At 66.3% G+C, this 23,722-nt stretch carries 22 protein-coding genes; 10 read left to right on the forward strand and 12 right to left on the reverse strand.

Translation table 11 applies throughout. The annotated features are described in order from the left end of the window. Positions 1-45: 45 nt before the first annotated feature. The 3 genes from nosZ to ACYCAX_RS22530 form a co-directional block, all read right to left on the reverse strand. Positions 46-1,956 (reverse strand): TAT-dependent nitrous-oxide reductase, encoded by a 1,911-nt coding sequence (nosZ, locus tag ACYCAX_RS22520; RefSeq protein ID WP_015479668.1) that lies wholly within the window; start codon positions 1,954-1,956, stop codon positions 46-48. A 27-nt stretch (positions 1,957-1,983) separates the two neighbouring features. Next, the gene (gene nosR, locus ACYCAX_RS22525) at positions 1,984-4,131 is read right to left on the reverse strand and encodes a transcriptional regulator NosR (protein ID WP_294971130.1); all 2,148 of its coding nucleotides are present in this window, start codon (positions 4,129-4,131) and stop codon (positions 1,984-1,986) included. 75 nt (positions 4,132-4,206) lie between these two features. After that, on the reverse strand, positions 4,207-4,521 hold the full coding sequence (locus ACYCAX_RS22530; RefSeq protein ID WP_294971133.1) for a c-type cytochrome: 315 nt from the start codon (positions 4,519-4,521) through the stop codon (positions 4,207-4,209). Between the two features lie 200 nt (positions 4,522-4,721). On the opposite strand from ACYCAX_RS22530, the gene ACYCAX_RS22535 reads away from it, so the two are divergent. From ACYCAX_RS22535 to ACYCAX_RS22560, 6 genes are all read left to right on the forward strand, one after another. Then, on the forward strand, positions 4,722-5,519 hold the full coding sequence (locus ACYCAX_RS22535; protein WP_460248881.1) for an AAA family ATPase: 798 nt from the start codon (positions 4,722-4,724) through the stop codon (positions 5,517-5,519). Then, on the forward strand, positions 5,503-6,096 hold the full coding sequence (locus tag ACYCAX_RS22540; RefSeq protein ID WP_015479664.1) for a cytochrome c oxidase subunit 3: 594 nt from the start codon (positions 5,503-5,505) through the stop codon (positions 6,094-6,096). Before ACYCAX_RS22535 ends, ACYCAX_RS22540 begins: the two co-directional genes overlap by 17 nt. Further along, a complete protein-coding gene (locus ACYCAX_RS22545) occupies positions 6,093-6,341 on the forward strand; it encodes a cytochrome C oxidase subunit IV family protein (RefSeq protein WP_041712278.1) in 249 nt (82 codons plus the stop codon). Before ACYCAX_RS22540 ends, ACYCAX_RS22545 begins: the two co-directional genes overlap by 4 nt. Positions 6,342-6,455: 114 nt before the next feature. After that, complete coding sequence (locus ACYCAX_RS22550; RefSeq protein ID WP_015479662.1) at positions 6,456-6,896, forward strand: c-type cytochrome; 441 nt, start codon at positions 6,456-6,458, stop codon at positions 6,894-6,896. After that, on the forward strand, positions 6,896-8,323 hold the full coding sequence (locus ACYCAX_RS22555) for a cbb3-type cytochrome c oxidase subunit I (protein WP_167650148.1): 1,428 nt from the start codon (positions 6,896-6,898) through the stop codon (positions 8,321-8,323). The genes ACYCAX_RS22550 and ACYCAX_RS22555 overlap by 1 nt, the downstream gene beginning before the upstream one ends. A gap of 175 nt (positions 8,324-8,498) precedes the next feature. After that, a complete protein-coding gene (locus tag ACYCAX_RS22560; RefSeq protein WP_460248882.1) occupies positions 8,499-10,346 on the forward strand; it encodes a nitric oxide reductase activation protein NorD in 1,848 nt (615 codons plus the stop codon). A gap of 115 nt (positions 10,347-10,461) precedes the next feature. Here ACYCAX_RS22560 and ACYCAX_RS22565 read toward each other — a convergent pair whose 3' ends face one another. The 6 genes from ACYCAX_RS22565 to nirK form a co-directional block, all read right to left on the reverse strand. Continuing rightward, on the reverse strand, positions 10,462-10,644 hold the full coding sequence (locus tag ACYCAX_RS22565) for a hypothetical protein (RefSeq protein ID WP_015479659.1): 183 nt from the start codon (positions 10,642-10,644) through the stop codon (positions 10,462-10,464). 3 nt (positions 10,645-10,647) lie between these two features. Then, complete coding sequence (locus ACYCAX_RS22570; RefSeq protein ID WP_015479658.1) at positions 10,648-11,331, reverse strand: Crp/Fnr family transcriptional regulator; 684 nt, start codon at positions 11,329-11,331, stop codon at positions 10,648-10,650. Positions 11,332-11,438: 107 nt separating this feature from the next. After that, entirely contained in the window at positions 11,439-12,110 is a 672-nt protein-coding gene (gene ytfE, locus ACYCAX_RS22575; protein ID WP_015479657.1) for an iron-sulfur cluster repair protein YtfE, read from the reverse strand. Between the two features lie 99 nt (positions 12,111-12,209). Beyond that, the gene (locus tag ACYCAX_RS22580; protein WP_015479656.1) at positions 12,210-12,938 is read right to left on the reverse strand and encodes a Crp/Fnr family transcriptional regulator; all 729 of its coding nucleotides are present in this window, start codon (positions 12,936-12,938) and stop codon (positions 12,210-12,212) included. Positions 12,939-13,003: 65 nt separating this feature from the next. Beyond that, complete coding sequence (locus ACYCAX_RS22585; protein WP_294971152.1) at positions 13,004-13,819, reverse strand: SUMF1/EgtB/PvdO family nonheme iron enzyme; 816 nt, start codon at positions 13,817-13,819, stop codon at positions 13,004-13,006. A 66-nt stretch (positions 13,820-13,885) separates the two neighbouring features. Next, positions 13,886-15,040, reverse strand: a complete 1,155-nt coding sequence (nirK, locus tag ACYCAX_RS22590; RefSeq protein WP_015479654.1) for a copper-containing nitrite reductase — start codon at positions 15,038-15,040, stop codon at positions 13,886-13,888. Positions 15,041-15,285: 245 nt separating this feature from the next. Here nirK and ACYCAX_RS22595 point away from each other — a divergent pair, with 245 nt between their 5' ends. Both ACYCAX_RS22595 and ACYCAX_RS22600 read left to right on the forward strand, forming a co-directional pair. After that, positions 15,286-17,457, forward strand: a complete 2,172-nt coding sequence (locus tag ACYCAX_RS22595) for an outer membrane assembly lipoprotein YfiO (protein WP_294971156.1) — start codon at positions 15,286-15,288, stop codon at positions 17,455-17,457. Positions 17,458-17,461: 4 nt separating this feature from the next. After that, complete coding sequence (locus tag ACYCAX_RS22600) at positions 17,462-18,175, forward strand: DUF3142 domain-containing protein (RefSeq protein WP_015479652.1); 714 nt, start codon at positions 17,462-17,464, stop codon at positions 18,173-18,175. Positions 18,176-18,285: 110 nt separating this feature from the next. Here the strand turns inward: ACYCAX_RS22600 and trhP are convergent, their stop codons facing one another. Together trhP and zwf are read right to left on the reverse strand one after the other, a co-directional pair. After that, complete coding sequence (gene trhP / locus ACYCAX_RS22605; RefSeq protein WP_294971160.1) at positions 18,286-19,692, reverse strand: prephenate-dependent tRNA uridine(34) hydroxylase TrhP; 1,407 nt, start codon at positions 19,690-19,692, stop codon at positions 18,286-18,288. Between the two features lie 208 nt (positions 19,693-19,900). Then, complete coding sequence (gene zwf / locus ACYCAX_RS22610) at positions 19,901-21,373, reverse strand: glucose-6-phosphate dehydrogenase (RefSeq protein ID WP_460248884.1); 1,473 nt, start codon at positions 21,371-21,373, stop codon at positions 19,901-19,903. 91 nt (positions 21,374-21,464) lie between these two features. Here zwf and hexR point away from each other — a divergent pair, with 91 nt between their 5' ends. Next, the gene (hexR, locus tag ACYCAX_RS22615; RefSeq protein ID WP_041712277.1) at positions 21,465-22,349 is read left to right on the forward strand and encodes a transcriptional regulator HexR; all 885 of its coding nucleotides are present in this window, start codon (positions 21,465-21,467) and stop codon (positions 22,347-22,349) included. A gap of 235 nt (positions 22,350-22,584) precedes the next feature. Next, positions 22,585-22,800, forward strand: coding sequence for a PA3496 family putative envelope integrity protein (locus tag ACYCAX_RS22620; RefSeq protein ID WP_294971169.1), 216 nt, complete (start codon positions 22,585-22,587; stop codon positions 22,798-22,800). Here the strand turns inward: ACYCAX_RS22620 and ACYCAX_RS22625 are convergent. Next, positions 22,754-23,689, reverse strand: coding sequence for a LysR family transcriptional regulator (locus tag ACYCAX_RS22625; RefSeq protein ID WP_086009636.1), 936 nt, complete (start codon positions 23,687-23,689; stop codon positions 22,754-22,756). The genes ACYCAX_RS22620 and ACYCAX_RS22625 overlap by 47 nt on opposite strands. Positions 23,690-23,722 lie beyond the last annotated feature (33 nt).

The following is a 23,722-nucleotide window of genomic DNA, read 5'->3' on the forward strand; positions in this document are numbered from 1 at the left end:
TCAATGGCCCCGCCGGCGGCTGCCGGCGGGGCCAGGGGCCTGGAATCAGGCCTTTTCCACCATCATGCGGCCGACCATTTCCATGTGCAGCGCATGGCAGAACCAGCTGCAGTAGTACCAGTACAGGCCGGGCTTGCCGGCGGTGAAGGTGATGGAGGAGGTCTGCTGCGGGCTGATCTCCATGCTCACGCCGTGGTTGACCATGACGAAGCCGTGGCTGACGTCCTCGATCTCGTCCAGGTTGGTGATGGTGACGGTGACTTCGTCGCCCTGTTTCACGGTGAACTCGGTGAGGCCGTAGGCGGGGGCGGACGAGGTCATGTAGACGCGCACCTTCTTGCCGTCGCGGATGACCTTGTTGTCCTGCATCAGGTCGATGCCGTCGCGCTTGGCGATCGCCACGGTCTCGGCGAAGAACGGATCGTTGCGGTCCCAGATCTTGCGGGTCTTGATCTGGTCGCGGCGGGCCAGGATGCAGTCATGCGGCTCGGCGAAGGTGGGGCCGTCGTGCACCAGCTTCATCTCGTCGCCGGAGATGTCGATCAGCTGGTCGTTCTCCGGGTGCAGCGGGCCGGTGGGCAGGAAGCGGTCCTTGGAGAACTTGCTCAGCACGACGACCCACTTGCCGTCCGCCTCGCTGGTTTCGGTCAGCGACGCGTGGTTGTGGCCCGGTTGGTAGTGCACGTCGAGCTTCTGGCGGATGTAGTCGACCTTCTCGCCCTTGTAGGCGCGGCGGGCGTCTTCCAGGTTCCATTTGACCAGCTGGCTGTCGATGAACAGCGTGGTGTAGGCGTTGCCGCGACCGTCGAAGGTGGTGTGCAGCGGGCCCAGGCCCAGTTCCGGCTCACCGACCACCACGTCGCGCGGATCCTTGAGCTTGCCGGCGAACAGGTCGGGCAGCTTGTCGATGGCGATCATGGTGCAGGTGGGGGAGAGCTTGCCGTTGGCGATGAAGTACTTGCCGTCCGGCGAGGTGTTGAGGCCGTGGGGGTTCTTCGGCACCGGGATGTAGCGGGTGACGACGCTGTCCTTGCCGTCCTTCTTGCGGCCATCGACCACCGGCACCTTGCTGTCGCCCAGGGTGATGAAGCGCTTGGCCTTGATCTCCTTCTCGATGGCGGGAATATCGAACACCACCACCCAGTCGCGCTCGTTGCGCATCATGCCGGCCAGGTCGGTGGCCTTCTCCGAGTTGTAGCAGGTGGAGGCGGCGAAGCGGCCGGTGTAGTCCATGTCGCTGTTGTCGAGGTTGCCGTCGACGATGACCTGCCAGGCCACTTCCATCGTCTCGGCATCGACCGCGTTGTACATGGTGAAGGCGTTATCCCCGGTGATGTCGAAGCTCGATCCGTCGTTGGGGTGCGGGATGATGAACTCGGCGTTGCAGAGCACGTACTTGGTGTGCGGCACCTTCTGCAGGCGCAGGCCGTGGATGGCCTGCACGTTGGGGATGGTGGTGATCTTGTCGCACTTCATGATGTCCAGGCGGATACGCGCGACGCGGCTGTTGGCCTTGTCGTTGATGAACAGGTACTTGCCGTCGTACTTGCCGTCGGTCATCGAGATGTGCGGGTGGTGACAGTCGCCGTTCTGGAAATGCGCGCTGTCGCCGAGGACGCGCTTGCTCTCGTTGGTCAGGCCCCAGCCGGTGGCCGAGTCGACGTTGAACACCGGGATGCGCATCAGTTCGCGCATCGACGGTACGCCCAGTACCCGCACTTCACCCTGGTGGCCGCCGCTCCAGAAGCCGTAGTACTCGTCCAGCTCGCCGGGGGCGATATGGATGGAGTTCTGCTTGGCGGACTTGGCCGCCTCGGCCCAGGCCTCGCGCGAGGTGAAGGCCCCCATCGAACCCGCGGTCACCAGCGCAGCTGCGCCGGTCACCGCGGAAGCGCCGAGGAATCCACGCCGGCTGAGCCCGGTGGTCTCGTCGTGCTGCTGTTTCTTGTCAGTCATGTTCTGCTCCTTCCTTAAGGCAAATGGTCAGATCTGTTGCACCGCAATCAGCTGGTCGTCGTCGCTGGCGGCCGCGCGCTTGCCGCGCTTCTTGCGCTTGTTCACCAGCGGCGGGCACTTGTTCTCGTTGTGGTAGGTCATCTGGCAGTCGAGGCAGTAGTGGCACTCGTTGGCGTTGATCCGGCCATCGGGATGGATGGCCTGGATCTCGCATTCCTTGGCGCACAGCTGGCATGGCTGGCCGCACTCCTTGCGCCGCTTGAGCCAGTCGAACAGGCGCGCCTTGCCGGGGATCGCCAGGGCGGCGCCCAGCGGGCAGACGTAGCGGCAATAGACCTTGCGGGTGAACAGGTTGATGACCAGCAGCACGGCCACGTAGGCCACGAACCACCACTGGCGGTCGAAGTGCAGGGTGATGGCGGTCTTGAAGGGCTCGACCTCGGCGAAGCGCTCGGCGGTGGACAGCGACTCCAGGGAGAGGCCGAACAGCACCAGCAGGACGATGTACTTGATCGCCCAGAGCCGCTCGTGGACGGCGAAGGGCAGCTCGTACTGCGGAACCTTCAGCTTGCGCGCGGCCTCGTTGAGCAGCTCCTGCAGGGCCCCGAACGGGCACAGCCAGCCGCAGAACACGCCACGGCCCCAGAGCAGGATGCTGGCGGCGGTGAAGGTCCAGAGGATGAACAGCACCGGGTCGATGAGGAACAGTTCCCAGCGGAAGCCTTCGAACAGCGAGTGGACGAAGGTCAGCACGTTGACCACCGAGAGCTGCCCCAGGCAGTACCAGCCGATGTAGGTCAGGGTGAACAGCAGGTAGCCGCGGCGCAGCCAGTGCAGCAGTTGCGGGCGGCGGGTCAGGTTGTCCTGCAGGAACAGGATCACCGCGAGCAGCCCCAGGGCGCTGAGCAGCACGCCGATCTGGAAGCTCTTCTGGTACCAGACGCGCAGCCACATCGGGCGCTTGGCGTCTGCCAGCGCTTCCAGTTCCGCGGCGGTCGGCTGCGGCCGGTCGAGATAGGACTCGGGCGTCTGGTAGCCCAGGTCGAAGGTGGTGAACAGGCTGTCCACCGGGCCGGTCTGGCGGCGCACCAGCAGTTCCAGGTCCCACGGGGTGCCGGGGTCGAAGCGCTGCGCGGCGCGGACGATGAAGATCGCCATCTCGGCGAAGTGCGGCATGCCCTCGGCGTAGGTGTCCGACAGGCGCTGGTAGTCGAGGTCGCGGAAGCTGAGGATGTCGCCGAACTGGCGGACCTGCACCCGGTCGAAGATGCCGCCGCGCACGTAGCCCGAGCCCTTGAACGAATACTGGCCGTTGCCCAGCACGACGACCGCATGCTCGCCGGGTTTCAGCGATTCGCGCAGCTCGTTGTACTGCTTCTCGCCCAGCAGGTTGCGGCCGATGCTGGGCACATCGAGCAGGGCGGTATAAAGGTCGATGAAGGTTTCTTCGCGCTGCTGCGCATCGTGGGCCTGGCCGACCTTCTCGGCGGCGGTGCCCTTGAAGGCGTCGTCGATCTGTCCGCGGGTCAGCTTCAGCTGGCGGATGGCGCCGTTGCCCAGCAGCTCGCTCCAGCTCGCCGGTTGATAGGCGTCGTCGCGGACGATCGCCGGCTTGGGCCGTACCTGGCCGTCGTCCTTGATCAGCTTGAGCGACACCGCCACGGTGCGGGCGGCGCGCATGATGATCTCATTGACCACCATGACGGTCACGGTGGCGCCGGCCACGGCATCCACGGTGACGGTCTGCGGATCGCCGGAGCGGCCCACGGCGACCCGCTGGTCGGCGCGCAGTCCGGAATAGCCGGCGGTGAAGGCGTGCAGTTTCTCTTCGGGAATGCCGATCAGCAGGATCGGCTCATGGTGTTCGAGGACGTAGCTGTCGCGGATCACGGCCTGCGGATCGAGGATCACCTGGACGTTGATCGGCTTGCCGGAATACGCGGGAATGCGGGTGACGCGGATGCTCTGGAAGGCATAGCCGAGGAGCTTGTCGCCCTGGGACAGGCGCCGTACACCGTATTCCCCCTCGGGTTCGCCGATGTGGTCGACCTGGGGGAACACCTGCAGGATGCGGGTTCGTTCCAGGTCGCTGAGGTCGGCGCCTTGGGCGGCCAGACTGGCCATGAGCAACAGCCAACCGAGCACTGTCCCGAACAGATTGCGAACGCCGAACATGGGGCCTCCTTCCTCCACTTACCGTGTTGAACCGAATCGCGCCAGGGCCGGTGGCGCCGGCCCTGGACGGGGGGATTACTTGAGCGTGACGATCCATTCCGCGAGGGTCTTGGCTTCCTCCGGGCTCACCGCGTTTGGCGGCATCGGGATCGGCCCCCAGTTCCCCTTGCTGCCGGTCTTGATGCTGTTGGTGATGTGGGCGACGCCATCGCCCTGTGCGCCGTACTTGGCCGCGACGTCGTGGAAGGCCGGTCCCACCAGCTTCTTGTCGACGGAGTGACAGGCCACGCAGGCCTTGGCCTTGAACAGCTCTTCGCCGGTGCTGGCCATGACGGCTGTGGCTGGGACCAGCAGCCCGCCGAACAGCAGGGCAACCAGGGCTTTGTTCATGAATGCTTCTCCTCACAGGTTGACGCCCCCAGGGCGCCGATCGTTTTCGCCGGCGGCCTGCCCGGCGTTTGCGGCGATTCTAGGAGGGGGCGTGCGGCATCGGCTTGATGCCGATCAAGAACTTCTGGCGCTGTGCTTGAGGCATGGGACCGCAGTGGCTAGCGTGCCCAGCCATAGCTTCGACGGAGAACCCCAACGCCATGAACGCCCCCGCCCAGAACATTCCGCCGCTCTTCTACCAGGCGACCGGCAACGAGGTGGCGCTGTTCACCGAGGCCGCCGCGCATGGCATGCCGGTGCTGATCAAGGGCCCGACCGGCTGCGGCAAGACCCGCTTCGTGCAGCACATGGCCCAGCGCCTGAACCTGCCGCTGTACACCGTGGCCTGCCATGACGACCTGTCGGCGGCGGACCTGGTCGGTCGCCACCTGATCGGCAGCGACGGCACCTGGTGGCAGGACGGCCCGCTCACCCGCGCAGTGCGCGAGGGGGGCATCTGCTACCTGGACGAAGTGGTGGAGGCGCGGCAGGACACCGTGGTGGTGCTGCACCCGCTGGCGGACGACCGCCGCGAGCTGTTCATCGAGCGCACTGGCGAAGCCCTGGTGGCGCCGCCGGGCTTCATGCTGGTGGTGTCCTACAACCCCGGCTATCAGAACCTGCTCAAGGGCATGAAGCCCAGTACCCGCCAGCGCTTCGTCGCCCTGCGCTTCGATTACCCGACGCCGGAAGTGGAAGCCGGGATCATCGTCCGCGAGGCCGGCGTCGCGCCGGAGCTGGCGCAGCGTCTGGCGCAACTGGGCGTGGCCCTGCGCCGGCTGGGCCGGCAGGAGCTGGAGGAAGTCTGTTCGACGCGCCTGCTGGTGCTGACCGCGCGTCTGCTCAATGCCGGCGTGGCGCCGCGCGATGCCTGTCGCGCCGGGTTGGCCGAACCGCTGTCGGACGATGAAGCCACGGTCGCCGCGTTGATGGATCTGGTCGATGTCCACTTCGCCTGAGGTCGCCGTCAGCACCCGGCGCCTGCCGGGCGACCTGGCGATGTGGTTCTTCATCCTCGCCGAGCTGACCGTCTTCGCCATCCTGATCATCGTCTTCGCCGTGGCCCAGTACCTGGACGTCGAAGGTTTCCGCGCAGGCCGCGCGGAGCTGGACCTGTCCACGGCCCTGGCGCTGACCCTGACCCTGCTCACCGCCGGCTTCTGCGCGGCGCTGGCGGTGGAACAGGTGCGCCACCGGCGCCAGGGGCGCGCGGCGGCCCTGCTGGGCGCCGCGCTGCTGCTGGGGCTGGCGCATGTGGTGTTGAAGTCCGGCGAGTATTACCACCTCGCTACCCGCGGGCTGGACCTGGAGTACAGCACCTTCTTCACCCTGTTCTGGCTGATTACCGGCTTCCACTTCCTGCACGTCTGGCTCGGGCTGGTGATCATCGGCTGGATGATGCTGCGCTGCCTGCGCGGGGCCTACCGCAACGAGGCGCTGGGCGGGCTGGAGTCCGGTGCGCTGTACTGGCACATGGTCGATCTGGTCTGGGTGGTGTTGTTCCCGTTGGTCTACGTATTGGCGCCCGGATCATGAGGACATTGCTCATTGCCTGGCTGCTGATGCTGCCCATGTCCGTCGCCGGGGTCTGGCTGGGCCACCGCGCGCCCGACGCGTTACTGCCGGTGGCGGTGATCCTCCTGCTCGGCCTGGGCAAGGCCTGGCTCATCGCGCTGCGCTTCATGGAGCTGAACCGTGGCCCGCGGCTATGGCAATCGCTGCTGCTCGGTTGGCCGCTGGCAATCACCGGCGTGATCCTGGCGCTTCACGCAACGCACTGATTTTCTTCAAGAAAAATACCTGACTAGAAGCATTGGTCTTTCTTGATTGCCATCAAGCGGATTCGCCAGGCTCCCTTCCTAGAATGGCAACGGACCGTGACCTAGGAGGGCCCCATGTCAGAGACATTCACCAAAGGTATGGCGAGGAACATCTACCTGGGAGGAGGCGTGTTCTTCTTCCTGGTGTTCCTCGCCCTCACCTATCACACAGAGAAGAAGTTCCCCGAACGCACCAACCAGAGTGAGCTCACCGAGTCGGTGGTGCGCGGCAAGCTGGTATGGGAGCAGAACAACTGCGTGGGTTGCCACTCGATCCTCGGTGAAGGCGCCTACTTCGCGCCGGAGCTGGGTAACGTCGCGGTCCGCCGTGGCGGTGACGCGGCCTTCGGCAGCTTCCTCGCCGCCTGGATGAAGATGCAACCGCTGGGCGTGCCCGGCCGCCGGCAGATGCCGCAGTTCCACCTGAGCGATCAGGAGGTCACCGATCTCGCCGCGTTCCTGCTGTGGACATCGAAGATCGACACCAACAAATGGCCGCCGAACAAGGAGGGTTGATCATGAACCCGGGCAATCCCTATCTGAAATTCGCTTCGCAGTCGGTGGCCAAGCCGTACTTCGTGTTCGCCCTGATGCTCTTCGTCGGGCAGATCATCTTCGGCCTGATCATGGGCATGCAGTATGTGGTCGGTGACTTCCTGTTCCCGGCGATCCCGTTCAACGTCGCCCGGATGGTGCACACCAACCTGTTGATCGTCTGGCTGCTGTTCGCCTTCATGGGCGCGGCCTACTACCTGATCCCCGAGGAAGCCGACCGCGAGCTGTACAGCCCGAAACTGGCCATCCTGCTGTTCTGGGTGTTCGCCATCGCCGGCGTGCTGACTATCCTGGGCTACCTGCTGGTGCCCTATGCTGGCCTGGCCAAGCTGACCCACAACGAGCTGTTGCCGACGATGGGCCGGGAGTTCCTCGAGCAGCCGACGATCACCAAGATAGGTATCGTGATCGTGGCGCTGGGCTTCCTGTTCAACATCGGTATGACCATGCTCAAGGGTCGCAAGACCGCCGTCAGCGTGGTGATGATGACCGGCCTGGTGGGCCTGGCGGTGTTCTTCCTGTTCTCCTTCTACAACCCGGAGAACCTGGCCCGCGACAAGTACTACTGGTGGTGGGTCGTGCACCTGTGGGTGGAAGGCGTGTGGGAGCTGATCATGGGCTCGATGCTGGCCTTCGTGCTGATCAAGATCACCGGTGTCGACCGCGAAGTCGTGGAGAAGTGGCTCTATGTGATCATCGCGATGGCCCTGATCACCGGCATCATCGGCACTGGCCACCACTTCTTCTGGATCGGCGCGCCGGGCGTCTGGCTGTGGCTGGGCTCGATCTTCTCCGCCCTGGAACCGCTGCCGTTCTTCGCAATGGTGCTGTTCGCCTTCAACATGGTGAACCGCCGTCGCCGCGAGCACCCGAACAAGGCCGCCGCGCTCTGGGCTCTGGGCACCACCGTGACCGCCTTCCTCGGTGCCGGCGTGTGGGGCTTCCTGCACACCCTGGCTCCGGTGAACTACTACACCCACGGCTCGCAGCTTACCGCCGCCCACGGCCACCTGGCGTTCTACGGCGCCTACGCGATGATCGTCATGACCATGATCAGCTATGCCATGCCGCGCCTGCGGGGCATCGGCGAAGCGCCTGACGCCCGTGCGCAGAGCCTGGAGATCTGGGGCTTCTGGCTGATGACCATCTCCATGCTGCTGATCACCCTGATGCTCACCGCCGCCGGTGTGGTGCAGGTCTGGCTGCAACGCCTGCCGGCCGATGGCGCCGCCATGCCGTTCATGGCCACGGTCGACCAGTTGAAGATCTTCTTCTGGCTGCGCCTGTACTCCGGTGTCGGTTTCTTCATCGGGCTGATCTGCTACCTGCTGAGCTTCCGCCAGCGCGGCCGCGTGGCTGTTGCTTCCGGCGCGGCCCAGGTGAGCTGAACCCAACCAGTGACACGGGGCCCGTCCGCTTTGCGGCGGGCCCTTTTCTTGTATGACCCTGGCAGCAGGGTGGCTTCGAGTCACCCATCGGCACGAGTGGTTCCCTCTCCCAGAGGGAGGGGGACAGTCCGAGCGGCCTGAAACTATCTGCGCTAGCCGGTAAGGGAGTCCTCCCATGACCATCCACCTCGAAATCGAAGAAGGCTTCGGCCGCGCCTGGCACCGCTTCATCACCCGTCGCGCCAGCCCTGAGTTCGAGGACGCGGCGGTAGCCCTGGACGACGTACGGCGCAGCCTGCTGTTGCTATTCCGTGGCACCGGCGGCGAGGCCGGCGTCGGCGTGGAGGCGGCCAGCGCCCGCGAACTGTTGGTACGCCGCAGCCTGCTGCAACAGGTAGCCGGCACCTGCCAGCAACTGCCGGTGGCCTGGTTCGACGCCGACTCCCTGCGTCTGCCCGCGCAACTGGCGGTGTTCCCCGATGCCGAGCTGAACCGCGAACTCTACCGCTGGCTGGCGCTGCTGGCCGCGCGCAGTCAGCCGATGCGCCACTGGGCCCGGGACAACCAGGCCTGGACGCTCGCCGTACTTGACCGTTACCCGCTGCTGCACCCGCGCTACCGCCGGTTGGTGGATGCGCTGCTGAGCCTGCGTCCCGATCCTTCCGCGCTGCCGCCCGCCGAGGCGGCGCTGGAGCGCGCGCTGCAACAGGCCCTGCGCGAGCCGGGCAGCCTGCAGCGGTTGCCGCGCAGCGAGAAGGCGCCCTGGCCGGTGCCGCTCTGGCTCTATCCACCGCAACGCCTGGCCGCGCCGCAGCACACCGACCTGATCGACGGCGACGAGCAGGGCCGTTCCGTCCACAGCGAGGCCAAGGGCGTGGCGCGCAAACGCGCCGAACGTACCGAGCAGGACCCTGGCCGTGGCGGCCTGCTGCTGTTTCGCCTGGAGAACCTGTTCAGCTGGTCCGAGCACGTCGAACTGGACCGTGCCGGCGACGACAGCGAAGACCTGGATGCGGCGAAGGTCGCGGACGACCTCGACCACCTCAGCATGTCCCGCCAACGGCAGAAGAAGGGCGGCGGCCTGAAGCTCGACCTGGACCTGCCGGCCGCCGATTTCGACGACATGCCACTGGGCGAGGGTATCCGCCTGCCGGAGTGGGATTACCGGCGCCAGCAACTGATCGACGATCACGTCTGCCTGCAGCCGATGCTGCCGCGCGATGCTGTGCCGGCGCCATTGCCCGACGCCCTGGCACCCGTGGCGCGGCGTCTGCGCCGGCAATTCGAAAGCCTGCGCCAGCAGCCGCAGTGGCTGCGCCGGCAACCCCAGGGCGCGGAACTGGACCTGGAAGCCTGGCTGGACTTCAGCGTCCAGCGGCGCCTGGGTACCTGCAGCGAGCCCGGGCTGTTCATGGAACACCGGCAGACCCGTCGTGACCTGGCGTGCCTGCTGCTGGCGGACCTGTCGATGTCCACCGACGCGCACATCGACAACGACCACCGTGTCATCGACCTGATCAGCGACAGCCTGCTGCTGTTCGGTGAGGCGCTGCAGGCGGTGGGCGATCGCTTCGCGCTGTACGGATTCTCGTCGCTGCGCCGGCACCAGGTGCGCCTGACCCAACTGAAGACTTTCGACGAGCGCTACAACGACACCGTGCGCGGACGTATCCGCGCGCTGCGCCCTGGCTACTACACGCGTATGGGCGCGGCGATCCGCCGGGCCACGCAACTGCTGCTCGAGCGCAAGGAGCGCCAGCGCGTACTGCTGATCCTCACCGATGGCAAGCCCAATGACCTGGATCTCTACGAAGGCCGCTACGGCGTCGAGGATACCCGTCAGGCGGTGCTGGAAGCCCGTCGCGCCGGGCTGGTGCCGTTCTGCATCACCATCGACCGCGAGGCGGCGGACTACCTACCGCACCTGTTCGGCAGCCAGGGCTATCTGCTGATCAACGATCCGGCGCAGCTGCCGGTGCGGTTGCCGCAGCTCTATCGGCAGCTCACTCGCCGGCAGGGATAACGACTGTAGGAGCGAGGGGGACGCCTAGTTCTTGCTCGCGAACCGAGCCCCGCAGCGAGGCACGTTCGCGAGCAAGCTCGCTCCTACGAAGAGCAAAAGCGCATTGGAGCGGGGCTTAGCGCGGCAGCCAGAACACCATCACCAGGCAGAACACCGTGAGCAGCGCGCAATACCAGGCAAAGCGCCGCAGCCGGCGCTGCTTCGCCAGTTCCTGATCGACCGGCAACGGCATCCCGCACTGCGGGCAGTCCGCGTGGTCCTCGGGGCTTTCGTGCTGGCAGTACAGACACTGGCGCATGGCTTACTCGAACTGTTCCAGGCGGGCGACATCGAGCACCTGTACGGTGCGCCCGCTGAGATCGATGATGTCCTCGTCGATCAGCCGTCGCAGCACGCGGGAGAAGGTTTCCGGCTGGATCGACAGGTGCCCGGCCACCAGTTGCTTGGCCATCGGCAGTTCGAAGCGGTTGTCTTCGCCGCCCTGGCGGTTCAGCTGAGTGATCAGGTAGCGCACCACGCGGTGGGTGGAGTTCTTCAGCGACAGCGTCTCGATCTCGTTGATCCGCCGGTGCAGACGCACGCAGAGGGTGGCGAGCAGGGAGAAGGGCAACTGCGGGTTGCTGTGCAGCAACTCCATGTAGGTGCGGTTGGCGAAGCGATAGACCTGCGTGGGCTCCAGCGCCTGGGCCGAGGCCACGTAGTTGGAGGTGTCCATCAGCATCATGGCCTCGGCGAAGGTCTGCCGGCTGCCGACGACTTCCAGTACCTTCTCCTGGCCCTCCGGGGTCAGGCGGTAGATCTTCACCGCACCGGAAATCACGAAATAGAAAGCATGGGCCGGCTCGCCCTGGAGGAACAGCTTGTCGCCTTTCTCCAGGTTGAGCAGCGTGCTGGTGGCGAGCAGCTGCTCCAACTGTTCTTCGTTGAGCACGTTGAACAGGTGGTGGCCGCACAGAATCTGGTGGTGGACGCGATGCGCGAGCATGGCGGAGCGCTCCTGGGCGGGGACAATCCTCCCAGTATGCGCGTTATTGGCCGGCAGCGTGGTGAGACAAGCTGTCACTGGCAGCCCTCCTGGGTCCCGAAGGCCGCTCAGGCCGGATGGTTGGCGCCGAGGAAAAGCAGGTTGTTCTCCAGGTGGATATGCTGCATCAGGTCTCGGCGCAGCTCTTCCAGACCGGTGTAGAGCCGGCGCCAGCTGTTGCAGCCATCGGTGGGCACGGTGAGGTCGCCGGTCAGATCGGCCAGCACCGCCAGCGACTGCGAATGCTCGTCGTGCTCATGACGCATCACGCCGATCGGCCCCTGCACGTGGGTCAGCGGAATCCCCTGGCGCAGCCAGGGGAAGAGCACGCTCTCCTCCTTGCACATATGCCATTCCAGCTCTTCCTGCATCTTCTTCAGGTGCGCGGTCAGGCCGGCCGGGCATTGCGGGTGCGCGGCATGGGTGTTCTCGACACGTTCGGCCAGCGGGATCAGCGCCGGCAGCTGCTCACGGTGGACCTTGTGGTAGCGCTCGAGGATGTGGTCGATCAACTGGTCGTTGCTGCTGAGCCGCCAGTCGGTCTGTTCGTTGGCCGACGGCAGGGCCTTGAGCTCATCGGCGATGCGCTGGGCGTCGAGGCCTTGCTCGCTGGCCGCTTCGCGCAGGCTGCGCTGCCCGGCGCAGCAGAAATCGAGCTTGTAGTCGTGGAACAGCGCGGTGCTGCCGGGCACGCTGAAGGCCAGGTCGCTGAGGGTGCGTTCGGTGAGGTTTTCGTTCATGGCAGGCCTCGGGTGGAGTGGACACGGGCGGCCGCAGTCGTCGTGGCGGCGGTGGTGGTCAGTCTAGGGAAGGGCGCGCGCGAAGCTCCTTGATTGCAGTCAAGCGCCTCCAGGCGCCGATTCCCGCTCGTCGCCGCCGGCGATCTGCATCAGTTGCTGAGGGTTGCGGACCAGCAGCTTCTGCCGCCCGCCGCGCACCAGGCCGCGGTCTTCCCAGGCGCTGAGGATGCGCGAGACGGTGTGCAGGGTGGTGCCGGTCATCTCGGCGATGTCCTGGCGGGTGACCGGAAAATCGATGCGGATGCCCTCTGCCTCCGGAGAGCCGGATTGCTGCACCAGACGCAGGACGGTGTGGGCGACCCGGCGCTCGACTTCCTCGGTGGCCAGTTCGCAGAAACGCACGTGGGCCTCCTGCAAGCGCACGCCGATGGCCTGCACGGTGTTCAGTGCGAAACCGGGATGGCGTGCCAGCAGGGGTTCCCATTGGCTGGTCGGCCAGGACAGCGCGAGGCTCTCCAGGGTGGCGCTGGCGGTGGCCGGATAGTCCCGTCGGCCGAGGGCGCGGACGAAGCCGAACAGGTCCCCCGGATTGACCAGGCGCACCAGCACGCGCTGGCCGTCGCCGGTGAGCTGGGTCGCTTTCAGGCGGCCGTGGACCAGCAGGTAGAAGGCCTCCGCTGGAGCGCCCTGCTCGAACACGGTGGTGCCGCAGCGCAGGCGCAGCACGCTGGCCTGGCGCAGGATGTCGTCCTGTTCTTCGCGACTGCTGTTGGCGAACGGCGGCAGGTTGGCCAGCCAGGCGCGGTTGAGGGAGATGTCGGTGGTCACGGCAATGATTCCCTGGGTCCCGCCGCAGCATACCTTTGAGGGTGGACGGCAGAACTTGAGGGGAATCAAGGGATGTCCCTGACCAGGCGGAAGCCGAGGTTGTCCGGCGGCTGGCCGGCGCTGCAGCCGCCGCCGCGGGCGTCGCGCACGAAATCGTTGATCGCGGCGCGGTGACGGCCTTCGGCGATGCGGATCGAGCAGAACTCCGCGCGGTGGGTCTGGGTGCCCTGGGTGTCGAGGTTGACCCGCTGGTGGCAGCTTTGCGTCCACTCCCAGACGTTGCCGCCCAGGTCCGCCACACCGAACTCGTTCAGCCCGTGGCTGCCGCGTGCCTGTGGCAGCGCCGAGGCGCTGGTGCGGGTCTCGGCCTCGAAGCGATAGCGCGCCAGCCAGCGCATGGCCGGGTTGCTGCCATCGTCGTCCTCGATGCGCAAGGCGTCGTCGGCCCAGCGCGAGCCGGCGAAGAAGGCCCACTCGCGGTCGGTGGGCAGGCGCCACGCCTGGCCGGTACGCTTCGACAGCCAGTCGGCATAGAGCTGCGCGTCCAGCAGGCTGGCGCCGGTGAGCGGCAGGTCGTCGCGCGCGGTGTTGCCGCTGTCCAGCGCCAGGCAGTCGCCGTCGGCCACGCAGCGGGCGTACTCGGCCTGGCTGACCTGGTACTTCATCACCTCGAAGCGCGGTTGCAGTTGTTCCTGCCGCGACGGTGCGTCGATGGCGCGCTTGTCCTGCCAGTAGTCGCCGGCAGGGCGGAAGTTGAAGTCGCGTGGCGCCAGCTTCACGGTTTCCGGCGCCAGTTCGGTGTCGTACTGCGGCCGCAGCAGCAGGACGGCGGCGCCGACCAGGAGCGCGGCGGGTACGCCGATCAGGGTTGTCTTGCGCATGGGCTGCGATGTCCGCTCCGGGAGATAGCCGGGAAATGGCCGGCCCCTACGGGCCGGCCGCGGGTCTTACTTGATCGGCGTTGGCGGCTCGATCTGGCTCATCAGGTCGGAGTCCCACTTGCCTTCGACCTGGATGTGCGCGGCGGCGCCCAGCAGGACGGCCTCGATCAGGTTGTGGTTGAGGTAGGTGTACAGGCCCGGCTGCAGGAAGGTGTAGAGCGCAGCGCCGGCCGCGCCGCCTGGGATGAACCAGGTTTCCAGGTCTTCCTCCGGCGGGTTGTGGAACTTGCCGGTGGCCCATACGTGGTCGCCGTGGCCGCCGATCAGGTGCGGGCGGGTGTCGCGGTTGGCCTGGGAATGGATGATCAGCATGGTCTCGCCGACATTGGCGGTCAGCGCGTTCTTGCCGGTCAGCGCGCCGACCTTGCCGTTGAACACGATGTGGCTGGGGATCAGCCCCTTCATGACTTCCAGCGTGTCGTTGTAGCCTTCCATCGGCGTTGCGTAGCGCTTGAACTTGCCGTCCTTGTCGCGCGGGACGTAGTAGTCCTGCTCGCCGATGTAGACCACCTTGTCGTACTTCAGCGCCTTGCCGTCGCGGTCCTTCAGGCCATCGCGCGGCAGCACCATGATCGCGCCGTTCATGCCCGAGACCACGTGCCACGGGATCATCGCGCCGCCCGGTGCGCAGTGGTAGACGAACACGCCGGGGCGGGTCGCACGGAAGCGCAGCTTCACTTCCTCGCCGGGCTGGATGATGGTCAGCGCGCCGCCACCCAGGGCACCGGTAGAGGCGTGGAAGTCGATGTTGTGGGTCAGGGTGTTGGTGGCCGGGTTGACCAGGGTGAGCTCCAGGTAGTCGTCCTGGTGCACCACCATCATCGGGCCGGGAACCGAGCCGTTGAAGGTCATGGCGTGGATCTCGGTGCCATCGTCGTCGATGACCAGCTTCTTCTCTTCGATCACCATGCGGAACTCGACCACGCGAGGCTTGCCGCTGACGCGCTGCTCGTGTGCATGGACGAAGGGCGGGGCGACCAGATCGACCTTGACGTGCTCCAGTTTGGACAGGTCAGGTGCCGGCCCCATGTTCTTCGGCGCCGGCTCTCCGCCCCTGGCCAGGGCACGTCCGCTGCCGAGCATCGAGCCGGTAACGCCGAGCACTACCGCGCCAGCCAGCAGGGTACGCCGGGAAAGGGACATCTCTTCCTGATCATGCATAGGTACATCTCCGTAATGGACGAACTGTCGTTGAGTACAGAGATACCTGTTGGGTGGGAATCTTCTTTGAGCCGGAACAAACAAGCCCCCAGCTGGACAACGTGTCGCAGGCTCTGGCGTGCGGTAGTTCGCGTTTACAGTTTGCCGTGACGGAAGCGCGCAAGTGTGGGGAGTGCGAGGTAAGATTCTTCCCCTGAGCCAACTTTCCGCGCCCGCTGCGCGGGCCCAACGGACAAGGATTCTCCATGCGTCTGCTCACCCTACTGGCCCTGACGATTGGCTGCCTTGGCGTGCAGGAAGCGCGCGCGAGCAGCGACGACGCCTGCTACCCGAGCTGGAACCTCAAGCGCGACACGCTGGATTTGTGCAACAGCCTGCCGTTCCTGAGCCCCGGCAACGACAGCCGGATCAACCTGCAATTGCTGCTGGCCGACGACGGGCAGGCGACCATTGCGGACCGGCCGCTCTCCGATGACGAGCAGCAGCTGGGTTACGGCAAGGTGCCGTTCCCGATGGCGCGCTGGCTCGACGATGGGCTCTCCGCCGATGCCGACGGCCCGGCGAACGGCACCCAGACGTCCGCGCCGCTGGCCGACCTGGTGGCGCGCATCGGCCTGCCGGCGGACAGCCTGCCGCAGTCCGCAGACAGCTTTGCCAGCGGTGAAGGCAGCCGCTGCCGCAGCAACAACGCGGGCACCGTGCAGGACTTCCTCGGCCAGTTGCTGCTCGTCGAGGGGTTGCCGACCGACGAGCGGCAGAGCCTGGCGCGTGCGCGCCTGACTCTGCTCGGTGCCTGCCAGTGGGACGAAACCCAGCTCACCGTGATGCTGCCCGGCGACCTGAAATCCGCACAGGGCAAGGCTTTCGCCACCTACCTCAAGGGCGCGGCGGAGTTCTACAGCGGGCGCTTCGGCGAGGCGCTCAAGGCCTTCCGCGCGCTGCAGGACAGCAACCTGCCCTGGCTGCAGGAAACCGCCCGCTACATGGTCGCCCGTGGCCAGCTCAACGAGGCCCAGCAGAACGCCTTCGACGACATGGGCTACCCCGATCTGCGCAAGGTCGACAAGAACGTGCTGAAGAACGCCGAGGCGAGCCTAGGCGACTACCTCAAGCGTTATCCACAGGGCCAGTACGCTGCCTCGGCCAAGGGCCTGCTGCGCCGTGTGTATTGGCTGATGAGTGACGAGGGCCGGCTGGCCGGGGAATATGCCGAGCTGTTCGCCCGCCGCGATGCCGACCTGGGGCCGCTGATTCAGGAAGTCGACAACAAGCTGCTGGTCACCGCCCACCCGGTGGACGTCCGCGACCCGCGCCTGCTGGCCGTGCTCGACCTGATCCAGATGCGCCATCACGAGCCGAACGAGGCGCGCGCCCTGGACAGCGCCGGGCTGGCCGCGCAGAAGGAGCTGTTCGCCGCCCAGCCGGCGCTGCACGACTACCTGACCGCGGCCTACCGCCTGTACGTGGAGGAGAAGCCCGCCGAGGCGCTGAAGAGCCTGCCGCAGGAGATTCCCGAGGAACTCGACTACCTCGCCTTCAGCCAACAGGCCCTGCGCGGCTTCGCCCTGGAGGCCGGCAACGACTGGCTGGGTGCCGAGAAGCTCTGGCTGCACCTGCTGCCCCTGGTGCGCCAGCCGCTGCAGCACGACCAGCTGGAACTGGCCCTGGCGTTCAACTATGAGCGCAGCGACCGCCTGGTGAAGGTCTTCGCCGAGGGATCGCCAGTGCAGACGCCGATCATCCGCGAGATTCTTCTGCGCCACGTCGCCGGCCCCGACCTGCTGCGCCAGCAGGCGCGCTCCGCCTCGGCCTCGGTCGAGGAACGCGACACCGCGCTGTTCGCCCTGCTCTACAAGGACCTGCTGCACGGCCAGTACCAGGCCTTCATCGACGACCTCGCGCTGCTGCCCGCCGAGCCGACCAGCAAACCGCTGGGCGCCAGCATCGGCTATCTCTACGGCAGCATGCCGCTGACGCTGTTCCAGTGGCCGGGCGGCAAGAACGACACCGGCTACGAATGTCCGGCCATCGTCGACGTGGCCCGCGACCTGCTGCAGAACCCGCGGCCGCCCAAAGCGCTGAACTGCCTGGGCGAGTTCATCCTGCGCAATGGCCTGGATGGCTTCCCGCTGGACAGCCAGCCCAGCGAACGCGAACTGGGCGGCGGCGAATCGCTGTTCCCCGGCACGGCCTACTCGCGGATGGACGGTTACCTCAAGGTCATCACCGACAAGCAGGCGCCCGAAGACGACCGCGCCTATGCGCTGTTCCGTGCGATCAACTGCTACGCGCCCAGCGGCTTCAATGGCTGCGGCAGCCAGGACATCCCCCCGTCCCAGCGCAAGCAGTGGTTCCGCACCCTCAAGAGCCAGTACGCCGCCACGCCCTGGGCGAAGGCGCTGAAGTACTACTGGTAAACCGATGCTGCGGGCTGTCGCGGTCGGGGTGGCGCTGCTCTTGGGCAGCGCCCCGGCTGGCGCGGGCGAGGTGAACGCCGCCGACCACGATGCCTTCTGGTTGTGGAGCGGCGTGGCCGCGCAGCCGGTGCTGGCCCAGGCGCGCACGCTCTACGTGCTGCAAGGGCAGGTCAGCGCGCCACGCTACCAGGACGGCCGCGCCCGGCTGATCGCCCAGGGCATCGCCATTCCGCGCCTGTCGCAGGGTGAGGTCTGGGTGGTCTACCGCGCCCATACCCTGCGCTGGCACGAGGATATCTACCGCACCCTGCTGGCCCAGCTGCGCCGCTGGCGCGCCGCCGGCAATCCGGTGGTGGGCGTGCAGATCGACTTCGACGCGCGCACCCGCTACCTGGGCGAATACGTCGATTTCCTCGAAGACCTGCGCCGGCGCTTGCCGGCCAATTGCCGGCTGAGCATCACCGGGCTGATGGACTGGGGCAGCAACGGCGCGCCGGAAACCCTCAACCGCCTGGCCGGCGTGGTGGACGAGGTGGTGGTGCAGACCTACCAGGGGCGGCAGACCATTCCCAACTATGCGGCGTACCTGCCGAAGGTGGCGCGGCTGCAGCTGCCGTTCCGCATCGGACTGGCGCAGTACGGGGAGTGGCGGGCGCCGGACTACCTGGCACGGAGTCCCTGGTTCAGGGGGTATGTGGTGTTTCTGCAGAATCCCTGAACAGGCGCGGCGTTTCCGCTCCTCTCAGGAACGAGGGGGACGCCTAGTTCTTGCTGGCGAACCGCAGTCTGCCGCTGTTCCTGCGTGTGCTTGTCCGCGATGCCTTCAGGTCAGCTCCCGCCACACCCGCAGGTGCCGCAATCGCTCCCGCAACCACCCACCGCGGCAGCAGGCTCCCGTGCATCGCGCGTGGTGCCGCCGTTCAGGTTGCGCATCAGTAGTGCGTATTGCAGGTCCAGCTCCTCGGGCACCGGGATGTAGATGACATGGCCGTCGCCGGGCGCGACGCCAATGGATTCTCCCCGGTTGTTCTCCAGGGCGTGCAGGCGGAAGGTGCGGTTGCCGGCCGGGGTCATCAGCTCGATGCTGTCGCCCACCGCGAAGCGGTTCTTCACCCGCACCTCGGCCAGGCCGTGGCGGCGCTCGCCGGTGAACTCGCCAACGAACTGCTGGCGCTCGGACAGCGAGTGGCCGTACTGGTAGTTCTGGTACTCGTCGTGCACGTGGCGGCGCAGGAAGCCCTCGGTGTAGCCGCGGTGGGCGAGGGACTCCAGGGTGTCCATCAGGCCGAGGTCGAAGGCGCGCCCGGCGACGGCGTCGTCGATGGCCTTGCGGTAGGCCTGGGCGGTGCGCGCGACGTAGTAGTGGGACTTGGTCCGACCCTCGATCTTCAGCGAATGCACGCCCATCTGCGTCAAACGTTGCACGTGCTGGATGGCGCGCAGGTCCTTGGAGTTCATGATGTAGGTGCCGTGCTCGTCCTCGAAGGCCTCCATCAGCTCGCCGGGGCGGTTGCCCTCTTCGAGCAGGAAGATGTCCTTCGTCGGCACGCCGAGCCCCAGGGTCGGCTCGACGTTGCGCACGGCGTGGCCCAGTTCGTCTTCGTGGGCGGCGTGGGTCTTGTACTCCCAGCGGCAGGCGTTGGTGCAGGTGCCCTGGTTGGGGTCGCGGCGGTTGATGTAGCCCGACAGCAGGCAGCGCCCGGAGTAGGCCATGCACAGCGCGCCATGGACGAAGACTTCCAGCTCCATGCCTGGCACCCGCTCGCGGATCTCGCCGATTTCCTCCAGCGACAGTTCGCGGGACAGGATCACCCGCTTGAGCCCCTGCTGGCGCCAGAACTCCACGCTGGCCCAGTTCACCGCGTTAGCCTGCACCGACAGGTGGATGTCAACCTCGGGGAAATGCTGGCGAACCAGCATGATCAGGCCGGGATCGGACATGATCAGCGCGTCCGGGCCAAGGGCGAGCACCGACTCCACGTCCTGCAGGAAGGTCTTCAGCTTGGCGTTGTGCGGGGCGATGTTCACCACCACATACAGGCGCTTGCCCTGGGCGTGGGCCTCGTTGATGCCGGTGGCGAGGTTGGCGTGGTCGAACTCGTTGTTGCGTACCCGCAGGCTGTAGCGCGGCTGGCCGGCGTAGACAGCATCGGCGCCGTAGGCGAAGGCGTGGCGCAGGCTTTTCAGCGAGCCGGCGGGGCAGAGCAGTTCGGGGGAAAACGGCGTGGGGGACATGGCGGCGCAGCGGGTAGTGGGAAAAAGGCCGCCACTCTAGGAAGTCCGGGGCTTGCGCGTGCTGAGCGAGGTCAACGGAGTGCCGCTTTTCGTAGGAGCGAGGGGGACGCCTAGTTCTTGCTCGCGAACCGCCCAGCGCCGGAGCTGCCGGTAGGCTTTGTTCGCGAGCAAGCTCGCTCCTACAGGCCAGTCATGAAGCCGCAACGCATCACTCCAGCCAGCGCCGCCCTTGCAGTTCCAGCAGCGTCTGCGCCTGCTCCGGCCCGTTGCTGCCGGCCGGGTAGGGGCGCGGGCTCTGGTAGTGCTCCTGCCAGCCCTTGATGATCGGGTCGATCCAGCGCCAGGCCGCTTCCACCTCGTCGCGGCGCATGAACAGGGTCGAGTCGCCCTCGATCACGTCCAGCAGCAGGCGCTCGTAGGCGTCCCAGCGGCGCTTGTTGCGGCTGAAGGCCTGGGCCAGGTTCAGGTCCAGCTCCACCGGCTCCAGTTGCATGCCCTTGCCCGGCGCCTTGGCCATCAGTTGCACGCTGATGCGCTCCTCCGGTTGCAGTCTTATCCACAGGCGGTTGGCGGTACTGGCGGCGCCGATCAGACCGTTGGGCGCCGGCTTGAACTGGATGACGATCTCCGAGCACTTCTTCGCCATGCGCTTGCCGGTGCGCAGGTAGAACGGCACGGCGGACCAGCGCCAGTTGTCGATCTCGGCCTGTACGGCGACGAAGGTCTCCGTATCGCTGTCGTTGTCGACATTTTTCTCGAACCAGTAGGCCGGAACCTCCTGCCCGCCGATGTGCCCGGCGGTGTACTGGCCGCGCACGGTCTTGTCCTGCACGTCCTGCCCGGAGATCGGTTTGAGCGCCTGGAGGATCTTCACCTTCTCGTTGCGCACCGCCTCGGCGTCGAAGCGCACCGGCGCCTCCATCGTCACCAGGCAGAGCAGCTGCAGCAGGTGGTTCTGCACCATGTCGCGCATGGCGCCGGCGTGGTCGTAGTAGGCGCCGCGGTTCTCCACGCCCAGGGTCTCGCTGACGGTGATCTGCACGTGGTCGATGTGCCCGTTGCGCCACACCGGTTCGAACAGCGTGTTGGCGAAGCGCAGGGCCATCAGGTTCTGCACGGTTTCCTTGCCCAGATAGTGGTCGATGCGGAATACCCGCGATTCGTCGAACACCTCGCCGATCGCCTGGTTGATCGCCAGCGCCGATTCCAGTGAGTGGCCCAGCGGCTTCTCCAGCACGATGCGCGCCAGCGGGCCGGCCAGGCCGGCGATCTTCAGGTTCTGCGCAATGGGGACGAACAGGCTCGGCGCGGTGGCCAGGTAATGCACCAGCACGCGGCCTTCGCTGCGCTTCAGGGCGGTTCGCAGGCGGCCGAAGTCGGCGCTCTGCGAGGCGTCGATGGACAGGTATTCCAGGCGCTGGGCGAAGCTGCGCCAGGCCTCGGTGGAGAAGTCGTTGCGCGCCACCTGGGCGCGGCAGTTGCGTTCGGCCAGGGTGAGGTAGGACGCATTGTCGCGGTTGCCTCGGGCGAGGGCGAAAATCCGCGTATCGGCCGGCAGGCGGTTCTCCCGGTGCAGGTGGTAGAGCGCCGGCAGCAGCTTGTGCAGGGCCAGGTCGCCGCTGCCGCCGAATACCAGAATGTCGCAGGAGCTGGGAAGACTAGCGCTGACGGGCGTGTTCAAGGACTTATTCCCTGGGCTTGGCGAGTCGATTTGTAGTATAACTACAACAAGACTACAGAATTCTCAGACAATCATCACCGAGCCTACCCCTGTGAACCTTTTGCAGCACATTGCCCAGTCGCGTCATCTGCTCCGCAAGTCGGAGCTCAAGGTTGCCGATCACGTGATGCAGGATCCTGCATCGGTCATGCACAGCTCCATGGCGGACCTCGCCCACGGCGTCGGCGTCAGCGAGCCGACCATCGTGCGCTTCTGCCGCGCCATTGGCTGTAGCGGCTTCCAGGACCTCAAGCTCAAGTTGGCGCAGAGCCTGGCCGCCGGTGCCAGCTTCGGCCAGTTCTCGATCAACGAGAGCGACTCGGTGGCGGACTTCAGCCTGAAGATCTTCGACACTACCCTGCACTCGCTGATGGAAGTGCGCGAGCACCTCGACACTCATGCCCTGGAGCGCGCCATCGCGGCCATCGCCCATGCCCAGCGCGTCGAGTTCTACGGCTTTGGCGCGTCCGGCGCGGTGGCGGCGGATGCCCAGCACAAGTTCTTCCGCCTGCTGCTCTCGGCGGCGGCCTATTCCGACCCGCACATGCAGGCCATGTCGGCGGTGACCCTGAAGCCCTCGGACGTGGCGATCTGCATCTCCCAGTCCGGCCGCTCCAAGGACCTGCTGGTGACCGCCAATCTCGTCCGCGAGGCCGGCGCCACGCTGATCACCCTGTGCCCCAGCCAGACCCCGCTGGCGGACCTGGCCACGGTGAACCTGGCGGTGGACGTGCACGAAGACACCGACATCTACACCCCGCTGACCTCGCGGATCGCCCACCTGGTGGTGATCGACGTGCTGGCGATGGGCGTGGCGATGGCCCGTGGCCCGGACCTGGTCAATCACCTGAAGAGCGTGAAGCGCAGCCTGCGCAGCCTGCGTCTGTCGCCGAAAGTGGTGAAGAGCCACGAGGAACGTCCGGAAGAGGCGTCCTAAGCGCTTTTCCCTAGGTTTTTCCGTAGGAGCGAGCTTGCTCGCGAGCGTCGATCGGGACCTCCCACGGTGGGTGGTTCGCGAGCAAGCTCGCTCCTACGAAGATCAAAGGCTCCTCGCCGATCCGACAATCGGCACGACTCCGACCACTCGTCGGCGCTTTACCGTCGCGTCGTCAAACGGTCATCCGTCGTCAGCATGCTGGCGTCTCCAGCCCTTCGGCCTTGGGAGATGCGAGATGCCCCGCCATATCGACGACACCCAGCTCCAAGTGGACAGCAAGACCCGTCGCAAGCTCGAAGACCAGCGACGCATGCAGTTCCGACGCGCCATCGAGGACCGTGTGGAGGCGCAACGCCTCGCCCTGGAAACCTCCGATTACCCCGATCTGATCGCCGTCGCCTACCTCACTTCGGCGAAGGCGGGCCGGCGAAGCGTTCGGCCAGCTGGCTGATCAGCGCCCGCTCTTCGCGGATGAAGGCGACGAACGCCTGGGCCACCGGACTCAGGCGCTTGCCGCGGGCGTGCACCAGACACCAGCTGCGGTAGAGCGGCAACTCTTCCACCGGCAATTCGTGCAGCAGCCCGGATTGCAGTTCGCGGCTCACCGCGTGGCGCGGCAGCAGCGCCAGGCCCAGGCCCGCCAGCACCCCTTCGCGTGAACCCTCCAGCGAGGCGAATTCCAGCGTCTGCGGGAAGTGCGCGCGCTTCTGCTGGAAGTGTTCCTCGCAGGCCTTGCGCGTGCCCGAGCCCGGCTCGCGGATCAGTAGCGGGTAGGGTTCCAGGTCCTTCAGCGAGAGCTTCGCGGCGTTGCACAGCGGATGGTCCGGCGGTGCCACGGCCACAATGGGGTTGTTCAGGAAGGGCAGGAATTCCAGCGCCATGTCCTGCGGCACCAGGGACATGATCACCAGGTCGTCGCGGTTGTCCGACAGGCGCTTGATCACCTGGGCGCGGTTGACCACCGTGAGGTTCAGGCTGACGTCCGGGTGCTGCGCCTGGAAGGCGGCGAACAGATGCGGGGTGATGTACTTGGCGCTGGACTCCACCGCCAGGCGCAGCTGGCCCTGCAGCGAGCCCTTGAGGTCGGAGAGGTTCATGTCCAGCACTTCCAGGCGCTGGAAGATGTCGTTGGTGGCGCGCAGCAGGGCGTCGGCGGCATCGGTCTGGTAGAGCTTCTTGCCGATGTACTCGAACAGCGGCTGGCCGACCAGTTCTTCCAACTGGCGAATCTGCAGGCTGACCGCCGGCTGGGTCAGGGCCATTTCCTCCGCCGCCCGGCTGTAGGAACGGCTTTCGCACACCGCACGGAAAACCTGCAGTTGGCGAAGGGTCATACGCATCAACGACTTACGCATCGATCGCGGTCTCTTGGC

The organism is Pseudomonas sp. MT3 (genome assembly GCF_054720805.1).